This is a genomic window from Christiangramia gaetbulicola (assembly GCF_003054225.1).
Classification (GTDB): Bacteria; Bacteroidota; Bacteroidia; order Flavobacteriales; family Flavobacteriaceae; genus Christiangramia; species Christiangramia gaetbulicola.
In genome coordinates this window covers 1,157,559-1,170,286 of record NZ_QBKQ01000001.1, presented here as the reverse complement: position 1 = coordinate 1,170,286, position 12,728 = coordinate 1,157,559, and the positions used below count along the sequence as shown (strand labels likewise).

The following is a 12,728-nucleotide window of genomic DNA, read 5'->3' as shown; positions in this document are numbered from 1 at the left end:
GATTCAATCAAGATAAAATATTGGTTACGACAAAGGATCTCATCCTAAACTGCAAGAAACAGGATAGAAAGGCACAAGAGCAGCTTTACCGCATTTACGCGGGAAAGCTGTTCGGTGTTTGCCTTAAATATTCAGATAATTATCAGCAGGCTGAAGATAACCTTCAGGATGGGTTCATAACCATTTTTGAAAAAATTTCTCAATACAAGGACCAGGGATCCTTCGAAGGATGGATGAAAAGGATCCTTATTAATACCGCTCTTCAGAAACACCGTCAGCAAAAGGTTTACGACATAAGAAATGAAGAGCATTTAGAACAGGAAGAGGTCGAGATAGAAACCGAAGATCTTTCGGTAGATTTTCTACTGGAATGTATACAAAGCCTTCCAGACAGATACAGGCAGGTTTTTAACCTCTACGTGATGGACGGTTATTCACATAAAGAAATTTCAGAGTTCCTTAATATCTCAGAAGGAACCTCCAAGTCGAACCTTGCCCGGGCAAGAAAGGCTTTAAAGGAAAAGATTGAAAAAGATCAGAATATTAAAAATTCGGCTCAATCGATATGAAAGAAAGAAAGAACATAGACCGGATTTATCAGGAGAAATTCAAGGATTTCGAAAGGGAGCCCAGCGATAAGGTTTGGGAAAATATCTCGAACAGACTTGATAAGAAGGAAGAAAAGAAACCATTTATCATCCCCCTATGGATGAAAATGGGAAGTGTAGCGGCGGTATTAGCAATAATCGTGGCCAGTCTGCTCTTCACCAATAATGAAAACCCATTAAGCGGAGAACCTGAAGTTGTCTTTGAAAATCCCGATGAAGCCTCAGATAACCAGGATACAATAAATACAAGTGTTTCTGATAACAGCGAAAATTCAGATAAAACCTCTACCAAAGAAATCACTGTAGATCCCGCAAAAAAAGAATTAGAAGGAACCGAAAACAGCAAATCTAATAACAGATCTTCTTCTGCAGCAAATTCAGCTATTTCGTCTTCGAACACTATAAAAAACATAAAAGAAAAGCCAGATCCTTCTGAACTGGCGAAACCAGAAAATAATAATACACAGCAAAGAAGTACTGCAATTGCCGATACAGAAGCAGGATCTTCTAAACCGATCCATGAAAAGGAAAAAAGCGTAATTAAGCCGGGGGCAAATCAAAATAAAGCTTCCGCCATCATTGCGCAAACCGAAGAAACACAGACCCAAGAGGCAAAAATCGATTCAACAAAAACAACATCTATACTTCAGGAGGAAAACGCGCTGGCAGATATAGAAAAGGAAAAGCAAGCCAAAGAGGAAGAGGAGAATGCCATTGCAGAGAATTCCAAAAGAATGCGCCTCTCTACCTTTGCAGCGCCTATTTTTTACAATAATGTAGGCAGTGGAAATGAGCTTTCCAATCAGTTCGCTGAGAACGGGTCATCCTCAGAAGTTACCCTATCCTATGGGGTGAAAGTAGCCTATCAGGTATCCAAAAAACTGAGTATAAGGACGGGTATCAGCAAAGTGAACATCAGCAACAATATCCAGGATATTAGCTATTCACCAGTGGCAAGATCGATGGGATTTGAAAACATAAACCCTGTAGAAGACAACCTGGAAATTATGGGCAACAGTCCATCAGAAAATGGTCTGCCCATAGGAACGGGAGATCTTAGCAATTCGTTTACAGCCATGTCTTTTACACCTGGAGAAATAAACCAGCAATATGGATATATCGAAGTGCCATTAGAACTGGAGTTTGCGCTTATCGATAAAAAATTCGGTCTTAATTTAATTGGAGGTGCCAGCAGTTTATTTTTAGATGATAATAAGGTTGACCTTGTTTCAGCAAATAACAGAACCAACCTGGGAGAAGCAACCAACATTAACAGCACCAGTTTCAGTACCAACATAGGGCTGGGAATGGATTATGATATCAGCGATAAATTCAGCATTAGCGTTGAGCCAATATTTAAATACCAGCTAAACGCCTTTAGTAACGTAGATAATGTAAGGCCAACAAACTTCGGAATCTATTCAGGGCTTAACTTCAAGTTCTAAGTAAAACTGGGATTTTTCAGTTCTTCCAGAATGATCTTATGAGTTCTTTCTTTAAGATCCTTCCGGCAGGTGAGTTCCAGCTTTTTGGTGTCGATGAAATGATGGATCTTAACTCTTAATTTCCCGGGGCCACCGGTAAAGGTGCTGTAAGAGAAACGCTTTTTGTTATCGTGAAATGTAATTGGCACAATTGGGATCTGGTGTTCTATCGCCAGCCTGAAAGCACCATCCTTAAATTGATCCAGTATAACCGACTGGTCATCTGGCACGCCTCCTTCAGGAAAGATACACACACTATTCTTCTGTTGCAGTCTTCGTTGAGCTTCTGTAAATGCTTCCATTCCACTTCTCTGGTTACTTCTATCTACAAGGATACAGGTACGGCGGTAAAAGAATCCAAAAACAGGGATTCTACCAAGTTCTTTTTTACCGATAAATACGAAAGGTTGTTTTATCACGCTTAGCATTAACATAATATCCAGCATTGAAGCATGATTGGCCACAAGCATATAGCTTTTATCTCTTTCAGGAAATTCTTCAGCTTCAACTTTTATATTGAAACCCATCCCGAAAATGATCACTTTTGCCCAGATACGCGCACATATAAAGAACTGCGGGTAAAACTTTTCAGAAGAAGTAAAGACTATTAAAAAGGGAAGCATGATAACAATCGGGACGATCATTAGAATATAGAACCAGATTCGCCATAACAGAATTGCCGCCGATTTAATAAATCTCATAGTCTCCAAAAGTAGTAAAATGAACCGAGTGAATTCTATAAAAAAATTACCTTTGCAACAAAATTCAAGAAGTCAATGTCCAGAATACTTACAGGAGTACAAAGTACAGGAACCCCACATTTAGGGAATCTTTTAGGAGCTATAATGCCGGCAATAGAAATGGCCAATGATCCAGATAATGATTCATTTATTTTCATTGCAGACCTGCATTCTCTTACTCAGATCAAAGATGCAGAAACGCTTAGGCAAAACACCTATTCTGTAGCTGCTACCTGGCTTGCATGTGGCCTTGACATTGAAAGAAGTGTTTTTTACCGCCAGAGCGATATTCCCCAGGTTACCGAGCTATCCTGGTATTTGAGCTGCTTTTTCCCATACCAGCGATTAACCCTGGCTCATTCTTTTAAAGATAAAGCAGACAGGCTGGAAGATGTGAACAGCGGACTTTTTAGCTATCCTATGCTAATGGCGGCAGATATACTTTTATATGATGCTGAAATTGTTCCGGTAGGAAAAGATCAATTGCAACACATTGAAATGACTAGGGATGTCGCTTCCAGGTTTCACGCCAAAATGGGTGATGTATTTGTAATTCCTGAAGGAAAAGTACAGGAGGAGACCATGTATATACCGGGAACCGATGGTGCAAAAATGAGTAAATCTAAGGATAACCTCATCAATATTTTCCAGACAGACAAAAAGCTAAGAAAACAGATCATGGGTATCGAGACAGACAGCACTCCGCTGGAAGAACCTAAGGATCCAGACACCTGTAATGTTTTCGCCCTGTATAAAATTCTAGCCAGTAAAGAGCAAACTGCAGAAATGCGCCAGAATTATGAAGGAGGAAATTACGGTTATGGTCATGCTAAACAGGCATTATTTGAACTTATCAAGGAAAAGTTTGCTGAACCACGTGAGAAATACGAATACTATATCAATAATCTAGAAGAAGTAGATAAGGCATTAACCTTTGGAGCAGAAAAGGCACAAAAAGTTGCCAATGAAGTCCTTGGAAAAGTGAGAACGAAACTCGGCTACTAGATAATTTCAAAAAGTTTACCAGGGAGCGGTCTTACCGCTCCTTTTAATTCCATATTAAGTAAAAGGGAAGCTGCTTTAAAAGTTGGCACCTTGCAATTAAGGGCGAGAAGATCCAGTTCGGTCTTGCCGCTGGATTTCAGGAATTCATATAGAACCTGCTCTTCTTCCTCAAGGTCTATGAACAATTGTTTCTGAACCGGTTCATGCTTTCTTTCAATTTCCCAGTTAAGAATATAAGCCAGGTCTGCGGCAGAGGTCAAAACGTGGGCTTTTTGAGCCTTAATGAGGTTATTACAACCTAAACTATATTTATCTGAAGGTCTTCCCGGCACGGCGAATACTTCCCGGTCATATGAATTAGCAATATCTGCAGTTACCAGTGCTCCACCTTTTTCTGCGCTTTCAATAACGATCGTTGCCTCACTAAGGCCAGCGATAATGCGGTTCCGTTTCAAAAAGTTATTCCGGTCAAAATTATCTGTACTCCAGAAATCAGTAAAAAAGCCTCCGTTCTCCTCGACTTCCTTCATATATTTTTTATGCGATTTCGGGTAGATCTGATTCAATCCATGTGCAAGACACCCTATGGTTTGCAATCCATTTTTCATGGCTGATTTTTGGGCAGTAATATCAACGCCATAAGCAAAGCCTGAAACTATCACGGGATCTAAAACTGCCAGATTTTCAATGAATTCCTCACAAAATGAAACTCCATGAGAAGTGATCCTACGCGTGCCTACCACGCTTATCACTCTTTTTCGGGCAAGATCTATATTCCCTTTAGAAAAGAGGATTATAGGACCGTCCAGGCAATGTTTCAGTTTTTCCGGGTAATCGTTGTCCTGGAAATAATGCACCTTGATCTTATTAGATTCGATGAACTTTAGTTCTTCTTCAGCAGCTTTTAAGTGACTGGAATTATTTAATTCCTGTATCCTTACCTGTCCAACTCCGTCAATTTTAAGAAGATTTGACTTTTTTTCCTGGAAGATATTCCGGGAATTACCAAATTTGCCCAATAGTTTTTTAGCCGTCGTATCTCCCAGATTTGGAATATGTTGCAAAGCAAGAGCATATAATAAGTCATCAGAATTCATCCAGGCCAATTTGAATAAATTTACAGAAAAAAACATTTGTTAATAAAAATTCTTTGGGTAACTTTAACCCACTACCAATAACCTATATTTTTGCGACCAATGAATATTTCCAGCCACATCCAGGATCTGCTTTACAGATACGAATGCGTAGTATTGCCCGGTTTCGGTGCTTTTCTTTCGCAAAAGCAGTCAGCATATATAGACGAGAATTCCAACGAATTTTATCCACCTAATAAAGTGATCTCTTTCAACAGGCAGTTGATCAAGAATGACGGTTTATTAGCGAACTATATCGCCGAGGTGGAATCTGTGAAATATAATTCTGCAAATAACATGATCCAGGAATTCGTTTACGACCTGGAGAATTCACTGCAGAATGACGCTAAGGCAGAATTGGCTAATATTGGTAAGTTCTACCTGGATGCCGAAGACAAACTGCAGTTTGAACCTTTCAGCGAGATCAATTTCCTTACACAATCTTTCGGGCTTGCTTCTTATAAAGCATTACCGGTACAAAGAGAAGTGTACAAGAAACAGGTTGAAGAACTTGAAGAGAAAACTCCGCTTTTATTTACTCCGGAAAGAAGAAGATCATCTATTCTTAAATACGCCGCAATTGGTCTTATCGCCCTTGGGGTTTCAAGTTTTGCCGGACTGAACATTTACAGCAGCCAGGTTTCGAAACACAACATCGCAGAGCAACAGGAAGCTGAAAACCAGCTTCACGAGCAAATTCAGCAGGCAACTTTCGTTATAGACAACCCATTACCTGCGGTTACTTTCGAGGTTGAAAAACAATCAGGAAATTACCACGTCGTGGCCGGAGCGTTCAGAGTAGAAGAAAATGCTCATAAGAAAGTTGATGAACTTAGAGATGCGGGTTTTAAAGCCAGATACATTGGTGCAAACAAATACGGACTTCATCAGGTAGTTTATTCAAGTCACCAGTCCAGAAGGGATGCCATCAACAAGTTATACGAGGTAAAAAGAACTAACGAGGCCGCCTGGTTACTTGTTCAGGAACTTTAATTTAATACTTCGTTAACGGCTATACCTCCTAAATCCTCCTTACTTTTGCAAAAAAATTAGATATGGAGGCCAAAGGACCTAGTGAATCACGTACTACATTAACAGACCTTGTATTACCAAGCGAAACTAATCCCTTAAATAATCTTTTTGGAGGGGAACTTCTTGCGCGAATGGATCGAGCAGCAAGTATTGCCGCCAGAAGACACAGCCGCAGAATCGTAGTTACCGCTTCGGTAAACCACGTTGCCTTTAACAAAGCGATCCCACTGGGAAGCGTCGTAACCGTTGAAGCTGCCGTTTCAAGAGCTTTTAAGAGCTCTATGGAGATCTATATAGATGTTTGGGTGGAAGATAGAGAAAGTGGCCGTAGAACCAAGGCAAACGAAGCTATCTATACTTTTGTAGCAGTAGACGAAACCGGTGCTCCAATCCAGGTACCTGCTTTAGAACCGGAAACAAAGATCGAAAAAGAGCGTTTTGAAGCCGCTTTAAGAAGAAAGCAACTCAGCCTTGTACTTGCCGGCAAAATGAAACCGAACGAGGCTACCGAATTAAAAGCCCTTTTCGAGGAATAATTATCCTCCGGGATTCTGAAAATTTATTCTGATACCTGCTCCAACCGTGAATAGAAAATTACGGTTGAAATAGTTATTCTTTTCTGCGGAAGTTTCAATCGTATTAAAATCATAATCCAGGCCGGCCTTCAGGAACAATCCGAAGGTACGGTCTAATCTTTTGGCAACCTCGGCAGAGAGCCAGGCTTTACCACCATCTTCACTGAACTTATCTTCCTTAGCCTGGTAAACATTACTGGTAATCCCAATTCCGGCTTTGTAATGCAGGTTCCAGTCATTCTGTAACGGAACGTAATACCCAAGATCTGCTCCAAGAAGATGAAAAGTACCCCGGGTAATATTACCGGTTTCCGAAATATCCTGAGGAAAGCCCCTGTGAACGGCCAATCTAGCTCCAAGGGTGAATTCAGGTCTGAAGAACCAGTTGAAATCTATTGCGTAACCAGGATCAAAATTATAATCGGCATAGGCTGAATTTCCCAGACTTACGGGATAATACAATTCAAAATTTAAAAATACGGTCTCAGGATCTTCAGAATATTGATTCGGTTGTCTTTCCTGCTCCTGGGCTTTAACCAAACCAGTAAATAGCAGAGCGAATAAAAGTAGCCTAGTATTCAAAATCATAGGAAGTATTTTCAGCACTAATAGGAATAGTTATTCGTTGCAGGGGATCATCGCCAAGGCTATAAGAAAAAACAAGCTCTGTGCCTACCATTATGGGTAAAGCAAGAGCCAAAGGTTCGCTTTCCGGCATATGTCGCCTTATGGAAATGAAGTTATCATTATCTGGCTGCTCGGTAAATGTTCCATTTTCGTAAATGAATCTTTTCACCGGCTTTTGAAAATTCAGAACATAGCGCAAGGTATCCTGCGACTGGGATGTTCTTTCAATATTGAACTGAAACGATACTTTTTTAGCTAGCTGAAGTTCTCCCAGATCATATGATTCGGCATGTTCTCCCCTTGGATCAAAGAAATACAGCGAGGAATATACTGAATCATGATCTATCTCTTCAGCATTTATCGCCATGATGAGATCATGAGAATAGGTGTCCAGGGAAATAAAATCAAAATTCCCATTAGCTGCAGAGACATCTCTGCCCAGAATTTTATCACTATTTGTACCGAGGTAATTCTCGTAAGTTCCGGCAGAAATAATATGAATTCCACCTATAGGATCGCCTTCAGGTGAGTTTAAATTTCCTTTTATCTGAATACGCCTGTTTTGCTCTATGAGAACCTCATCGCAACCTACCAGTGAAATAATAAACGCAAGAAGGATCAGTTTTTTCATAATTGAAGGATCACATTTATTAGATGCTAAAATACAATAAAGGTTGCGTTGGCAGCTTACATTCTATAGATCCATGCCGCAGGATCCATCTTCTGGTCATTCTTGTAAATTAGAAAGTGTAAGGTCGTCTTACCGGTAGCCCTGCTGGTGGCTACCTCCCCTATTTCCTGTTCGGTGGTCACATTATCACCTCTTTTCACATATACCTTTTCCAGGTTGTTATAGATCGTGATATAATCACCATGTCTCACCATCACCGCCTGGTTCGCTCCTTTTACCGCCTGTACTTCACTAACGGTACCGTTAAAAACCGCCCGGGCCTTCCCTCCTTCATCGGTATCAATTCTAACCCCGTTGTTATTTACCATTACAGATTTTACCACGGGATGTGGTTGTTTTCCAAACCTCATGGTCACTACACCAGATTTTACCGGCCATGGTAATTTTCCCTTATTATTGGTAAAGTCTGCAGCCAGTGCTTTGGCTGCGGGCGTAAGGTTGTAAGTACTTCTGGAAGTTGATCCGCTTTCTTTGTTGGCCTTAGCAATAGACTCCCGAATCATTTTATCTATGGCACGGTCTATAGCATCTATTTCTTCCTGTTTTTTCTTGATCTGTGAAGCAAACTGACCTTCTTTCTGCCTGATCGTAGCCATAAGGGTTTGCTGAGATTTCCTGTTCTTTTCTAATTCAGCCCTTGTTTTCCTGTTCTCGGCAATAAGCTTTTCCTTTTCTTCCTTTTGTCTTACCAGCCTCGCGTTAAGCTCCTGCAGTTCCTGTGTATTAGCTTTTATTTCGTCACCCTGCTGCTTTCTGTAGTTCGTATACTGTTTCATATACTGAAGCCGTTTATATGCCTGTAAAAAGCTTTCTGAAGATAATAAGAACATCACCCTGCTCTGCTGGGATTTGCTTTTATAGGATTTCTCGATCATCCTCGCATAATCCTCCTTAAGCTTCTCCAACTCTTTTCTTAGTTGCCCAATCTTATTGGTATTGGTACTGATCTCCCGGGTTAATAGGTTTGCCTGCTGATTGGTAAGCTTGATAAGATCCTCGGTGCTTTTTATCTGCTGGTTGAGATCTTCAACCTGTACCAGGACAGAGCGTTGTTTCTTCTGGTTGGAGATCCTAAGCTCATTGATCCTGGTGATCTCATTACGCAACTCAACACGTCTTTTTTCAAGTTCTTCCCTGTTGGTCTGAGCATTTGAGATGTTCAGTCCAAGAATAAATAAAAGTAAGCAAAGTAGGTTTCTGGGAGATTTTAATGCAATCATTTCAAGCTGATTTCTTCATAACCTGATGGAATATCGAATGGGAAACTTACCTGTTCATTAAAAGTAAGAGACCTGTAAGTAAGATCTATATTGGTGCTAGATCCACCTTCATTGGCAATGATCCTGATATTTTCTGGAAATACAAGGCCATTCACCGTTTGATATTCATCATAAGTAACCGTTAATCCACGATTATCCTTATCCTGTACTAATTGTTGGGCTTCAGCTTTAAAGCTTGCCGGGTTAAGCAGGAACATCCTTTTCATCAACATCGCATCATCTTTCACGAACTGAAATCCTCTTGGAGATTGCATAAAACTATATTCTTCGGTTCGCAGATCATAGATCGCCTGCCCGATCAATAAATTCTGAAGTTTCTGGAAATCCAGCGGAGTCCCCAAAAATTCACTTACCAGACTGAAGTCCCCTTCAAAATAGGTTTGAGATACTTTTTCATAATAGCTTACCCTGGTTGGGGTGATATAAGCTTTAGCCACGGGAAAACCAAGTATACTTGCACTCATCCAGATGGCTTTGTCCTTTTCCATTCTGAAACTAAGGTTTACAGACTGGGTTTTCTCCTCATCCTGGTAAACCGCACGTAACTTTCCTGAAACCGTGCTAAACTGGGTTTCGCTGGAATAATGTTTTTTAATGACCGAAACTGCTTCAGCATCCTTAGTTGCTATCTTTCCGGTCGATTTTCTACTACCACAAGAGATCACAAAAGTGGAAAGCAGCATCAGGGTAAATATCTTCTTTAACATCAGTTAATTTCTTTTTTTAAATTTTCCGCCATACGGCGATACTCATCAGCTTTAACAGCATTATTCATACCATTGTAGCTTATGGCTAGCTGAGAATAAAAATCGAACTCCATTCTTTTATCATCAATCAGGTAATCAAGGCCATCTTTCAGGCTTTCTTCAGCAGTTTCAAATTCATTCAGGTTATTCAATGCTACTCCTTTAAAAAGGTAAAGCATAGGCTGGGAAGGAAAACTTTCCAGGGCTGTTTCGCTCAGGTCGCGTGCAGATTCAAACTTCTGGTACTCCAGCTGCAGCAAAAGAGTATTCTTTATAAGTTCAAAATTTCCAGGATCTTCATTAAGGCCCAGTTCAAAGAACTTAAGGGCATCTTCCCGGTTATCTTTTTTTAGGTAATATTTTCCCAGCTGCTCGAAAAGTTTTGGTGCGTTTTCCCATTCTGTTAGTTTACCGGCAACTTCAATCAGCTCATCCTCGTATTGTGGATTATCCTGAACAAAACTCAGAAAATCATTAAGCACCTTGAACTTGGATTCAGCATCTATTTCTTCACTCTCGAAAACAATTTTCATAGAAGCCACTGCGGCCTCTGTATCGTTCTTATCAAGGTAAAACTTATACAGCGCAAGGTGAGCCAGAGAAGAGCCGGGATTTGTCTCCAAAAGCTCCCGTGCTACGCGAAAGGCTTCCTCATCCTCTCCCTGTTCGCTATAGATATAAATAAGGTTCAGGTAATTCTGTTCCACTTCTGGATTTGCAGAAATGCTTTCCTGGAGATTATTTATCTGAGCTCCGGTGTTATTGGTGCGGGCGTAGACCTGTCTCCTCAAAGAATTCCTGTAAGTGGTTGCTCCCTGCTCTTCATCCAGTTCATCTAAAAGTTGCAGGGCTTTATCGTAATTCTCATTAAGGAAATAAAGATTCGCAAGATCTTCTTTATAAGCTTCATCCAGCGGAATAAGCTGCTTTACTGTTGCAATAGATCCCTCATAATCTTTGGTCATCCCATAGGTCTGGAATAGATATACCAGGATATCTTCCTGTTTAGGGGCCAGTTCATGGGCCTTTTTAAGATTCTCCAGGGAATTTTCGAACTGCTCAAGTTCTCGGTAATTTCTACCCAATTCAAAATAAACGACCGCTTTTTCTGTATCGAGTTCAAGACATTTTTCTAAAGCGGTAATTGCTTTCTCGTAATTCTCGATGCCTTTTTGTTTAAGGGCTTCAAAGAAATATTCCTGGAATTCATTGTTGACGTTTCCAAGATCATCCTGATTAACATCCAGAAAAAGCTGTGGCAGCAACTCCTGGCTTTTAGCCGGAATCACCGTAAACACCGCGATCAGGATGATAATCAGGTTTTTCATATAAAATGTTTATTCCAGAACAGAGAAATCACCTATGCTAATTTGAGTAAAATCCCCATCAAATTTAGCATGATTCCCGATCATAGCATTATCCAAATTTGCATTTTTTATTTCTGCAAAAGTTTGAATAAGACTATTTTTTATGGTAGAATTTACAACTTTAGTTCCGTCGCCTATAGAAACGTTTGGTCCTATCTTAGCGTTAACCAGTTCTACATTCTCACCTATATAACAAGGCTCGGTTATTTCAGAATCCTTGATCTTTACAGAATCTGAGATCAGCTTCTCTCCATCCCTATGGAGGAAATTCAGCATTCTTCCATTGGTCTCAACGGTTACGTTCTTGTTCCCGCAGTCCATCCATTCATCAACTTTACCAGGTACAAATCTCAATCCGCTTTTTCGCATGGCCTCAATACCATCATTGATCTGGTACTCACCGCCACGGGTTAATTTTGCATCCAGTACATTCTGAAGTTCGTTCTTTAATACTTCAACATCCTTGAAATAGTAAATTCCGATCACTGCAAGATCTGAAACGAATTCTTCTGGTTTTTCAACAAGATCTGTGATCTCGTTTTTCTCATTCAGTTTTACCACACCGTAAGCAGAAGGATTCTCCACTTTCTTCACCCACATTACCGCATCTGCTGATTTATCCAGGTTGAAATCTGCTTTAAAAAGCGTATCTGCATAAGCTACTACCGCTGGTCCTGTTAGGGATTCCTTGGCACACATGATCGCGTGACCGGTTCCCAGGGGCTTATCCTGATAATAGATGGTTCCTTTAGCTCCAAGGCTATTGGCGATCTTCATAAGATCTTTTTCTACCTGCTCACCAAAATCTTCACCTATGATAAAAGCAACTTCTTCTATTTTCTCGTCCAGAACCTTGGCAATATCTTCTACCAGACGGTGCACAATTGGCTTACCGGCTATAGGAATTAACGGTTTTGGTACGGTTAAAGTATGTGGACGAAGTCGTGAACCACGACCTGCCATTGGTACAATAATTTTCATTTCTACTTTTTAAATTAATTTTTATTCGTGTCCTGTACTTCCAAATCCTCCGGCGCCACGTGAAGTTTCGCCAAGGATATCTACTTCTTTCCAGGAAATATGTTCGTGTTTTGCTATGACCATTTGAGCGATGCGCTCTCCATTGTTCACCACAAATTCTTCATTGGACAAATTTACAAGTATCACTCCTATTTCCCCGCGATAATCGGCATCAATTGTGCCTGGAGAATTAAGTACGGTGATCCCCTTTTTTGCTGCCAGTCCGCTTCTTGGTCTTACCTGTGCTTCAAATCCTAGAGGAAGCTCCATAAAAAGTCCTGTTTTCACGATGGCTCTTTCCAGGGGCTTCAGGGTGATTGGCTCTTCAATATTAGCCCTAAGGTCCATCCCTGCTGAAAAATCTGTTTCGTAATGCGGCAATTTATGGGCCGACTTGTTTATAATTTTAACATCCATAAA

14 protein-coding genes are annotated in these 12,728 nt (G+C 40.5%); 5 read left to right on the top strand and 9 right to left on the bottom strand.

Translation table 11 applies throughout. From position 1 onward, the window contains the following. The first annotated feature begins 20 nt into the window (after window positions 1-20). On the top strand, window positions 21-569 hold the full coding sequence (locus C8P64_RS05340; RefSeq protein ID WP_108170986.1) for an RNA polymerase sigma factor: 549 nt from the start codon (window positions 21-23) through the stop codon (window positions 567-569). Next, complete coding sequence (locus C8P64_RS05335; RefSeq protein WP_108170985.1) at window positions 566-2,053, top strand: hypothetical protein; 1,488 nt, start codon at window positions 566-568, stop codon at window positions 2,051-2,053. The genes C8P64_RS05340 and C8P64_RS05335 overlap by 4 nt, the downstream gene beginning before the upstream one ends. Here C8P64_RS05335 and C8P64_RS05330 read toward each other — a convergent pair. Then, on the bottom strand, window positions 2,050-2,793 hold the full coding sequence (locus C8P64_RS05330; protein WP_108170984.1) for a lysophospholipid acyltransferase family protein: 744 nt from the start codon (window positions 2,791-2,793) through the stop codon (window positions 2,050-2,052). The two genes, C8P64_RS05335 and C8P64_RS05330, sit on opposite strands and share 4 nt — an antisense overlap. A gap of 75 nt (window positions 2,794-2,868) precedes the next feature. Here C8P64_RS05330 and trpS point away from each other — a divergent pair, with 75 nt between their 5' ends. After that, window positions 2,869-3,837 (top strand): tryptophan--tRNA ligase, encoded by a 969-nt coding sequence (gene trpS, locus C8P64_RS05325; protein WP_108170983.1) that lies wholly within the window; start codon window positions 2,869-2,871, stop codon window positions 3,835-3,837. Here the strand turns inward: trpS and dprA are convergent. Then, entirely contained in the window at window positions 3,834-4,934 is a 1,101-nt protein-coding gene (dprA, locus tag C8P64_RS05320; RefSeq protein ID WP_108171290.1) for a DNA-processing protein DprA, read from the bottom strand. The two genes, trpS and dprA, sit on opposite strands and share 4 nt — an antisense overlap. 99 nt (window positions 4,935-5,033) lie before the next feature. On the opposite strand from dprA, the gene C8P64_RS05315 reads away from it, so the two are divergent. Both C8P64_RS05315 and C8P64_RS05310 read left to right on the top strand, forming a co-directional pair. Continuing rightward, entirely contained in the window at window positions 5,034-5,963 is a 930-nt protein-coding gene (locus tag C8P64_RS05315; protein ID WP_170106626.1) for an HU domain-containing protein, read from the top strand. Window positions 5,964-6,025: 62 nt separating this feature from the next. Beyond that, the gene (locus tag C8P64_RS05310; RefSeq protein WP_108170981.1) at window positions 6,026-6,538 is read left to right on the top strand and encodes an acyl-CoA thioesterase; all 513 of its coding nucleotides are present in this window, start codon (window positions 6,026-6,028) and stop codon (window positions 6,536-6,538) included. Here C8P64_RS05310 and C8P64_RS05305 read toward each other — a convergent pair whose 3' ends face one another. From C8P64_RS05305 to dut, 7 genes are read right to left on the bottom strand one after another with little or no spacing between them, the layout of a single operon-like run. Next, window positions 6,539-7,165 carry a hypothetical protein gene (locus C8P64_RS05305; RefSeq protein ID WP_108170980.1) on the bottom strand — a complete coding sequence of 209 codons (627 nt, stop codon included), beginning with the start codon at window positions 7,163-7,165 and terminating at the stop codon, window positions 6,539-6,541. Then, window positions 7,149-7,835: a hypothetical protein gene (locus C8P64_RS05300; RefSeq protein ID WP_108170979.1), complete on the bottom strand. Its 687-nt coding sequence runs from the start codon at window positions 7,833-7,835 to the stop codon at window positions 7,149-7,151. Before C8P64_RS05300 ends, C8P64_RS05305 begins: the two co-directional genes overlap by 17 nt. A gap of 56 nt (window positions 7,836-7,891) precedes the next feature. Further along, window positions 7,892-9,115, bottom strand: coding sequence for a murein hydrolase activator EnvC family protein (locus C8P64_RS05295; protein ID WP_108170978.1), 1,224 nt, complete (start codon window positions 9,113-9,115; stop codon window positions 7,892-7,894). Next, a complete protein-coding gene (gene lolB1, locus C8P64_RS05290) occupies window positions 9,112-9,882 on the bottom strand; it encodes a lipoprotein insertase outer membrane protein LolB1 (protein WP_108170977.1) in 771 nt (256 codons plus the stop codon). Before lolB1 ends, C8P64_RS05295 begins: the two co-directional genes overlap by 4 nt. Beyond that, a complete protein-coding gene (locus C8P64_RS05285; protein ID WP_108170976.1) occupies window positions 9,882-11,249 on the bottom strand; it encodes a tetratricopeptide repeat protein in 1,368 nt (455 codons plus the stop codon). Before C8P64_RS05285 ends, lolB1 begins: the two co-directional genes overlap by 1 nt. 9 nt (window positions 11,250-11,258) lie before the next feature. Next, window positions 11,259-12,269 carry a sugar phosphate nucleotidyltransferase gene (locus C8P64_RS05280; RefSeq protein ID WP_108170975.1) on the bottom strand — a complete coding sequence of 337 codons (1,011 nt, stop codon included), beginning with the start codon at window positions 12,267-12,269 and terminating at the stop codon, window positions 11,259-11,261. A 21-nt stretch (window positions 12,270-12,290) separates the two neighbouring features. Continuing rightward, entirely contained in the window at window positions 12,291-12,725 is a 435-nt protein-coding gene (dut, locus tag C8P64_RS05275; protein ID WP_108170974.1) for a dUTP diphosphatase, read from the bottom strand. Window positions 12,726-12,728: the final 3 nt, after the last annotated feature.

What these genes read in the sequence shown, in the direction of transcription:
- C8P64_RS05330 (WP_108170984.1), bottom strand. Translation starts at nt 2,793, where the DNA reads ATGAGATTTATTAAATCGGCGGCAATTCTGTTATGGCGAATCTGGTTC.
- lolB1 (WP_108170977.1), bottom strand. Translation starts at nt 9,882, where the DNA reads ATGTTAAAGAAGATATTTACCCTGATGCTGCTTTCCACTTTTGTGATC.
- C8P64_RS05335 (WP_108170985.1), top strand. Translation starts at nt 566, where the DNA reads ATGAAAGAAAGAAAGAACATAGACCGGATTTATCAGGAGAAATTCAAG.
- C8P64_RS05300 (WP_108170979.1), bottom strand. Translation starts at nt 7,835, where the DNA reads ATGAAAAAACTGATCCTTCTTGCGTTTATTATTTCACTGGTAGGTTGC.
- dprA (WP_108171290.1), bottom strand. Translation starts at nt 4,934, where the DNA reads ATGAATTCTGATGACTTATTATATGCTCTTGCTTTGCAACATATTCCA.
- C8P64_RS05280 (WP_108170975.1), bottom strand. Translation starts at nt 12,269, where the DNA reads ATGAAAATTATTGTACCAATGGCAGGTCGTGGTTCACGACTTCGTCCA.
- trpS (WP_108170983.1), top strand. Translation starts at nt 2,869, where the DNA reads ATGTCCAGAATACTTACAGGAGTACAAAGTACAGGAACCCCACATTTA.
- dut (WP_108170974.1), bottom strand. Translation starts at nt 12,725, where the DNA reads ATGGATGTTAAAATTATAAACAAGTCGGCCCATAAATTGCCGCATTAC.
- C8P64_RS05310 (WP_108170981.1), top strand. Translation starts at nt 6,026, where the DNA reads ATGGAGGCCAAAGGACCTAGTGAATCACGTACTACATTAACAGACCTT.
- C8P64_RS05285 (WP_108170976.1), bottom strand. Translation starts at nt 11,249, where the DNA reads ATGAAAAACCTGATTATCATCCTGATCGCGGTGTTTACGGTGATTCCG.
- C8P64_RS05295 (WP_108170978.1), bottom strand. Translation starts at nt 9,115, where the DNA reads ATGATTGCATTAAAATCTCCCAGAAACCTACTTTGCTTACTTTTATTT.
- C8P64_RS05305 (WP_108170980.1), bottom strand. Translation starts at nt 7,165, where the DNA reads ATGATTTTGAATACTAGGCTACTTTTATTCGCTCTGCTATTTACTGGT.
- C8P64_RS05315 (WP_170106626.1), top strand. Translation starts at nt 5,034, where the DNA reads ATGAATATTTCCAGCCACATCCAGGATCTGCTTTACAGATACGAATGC.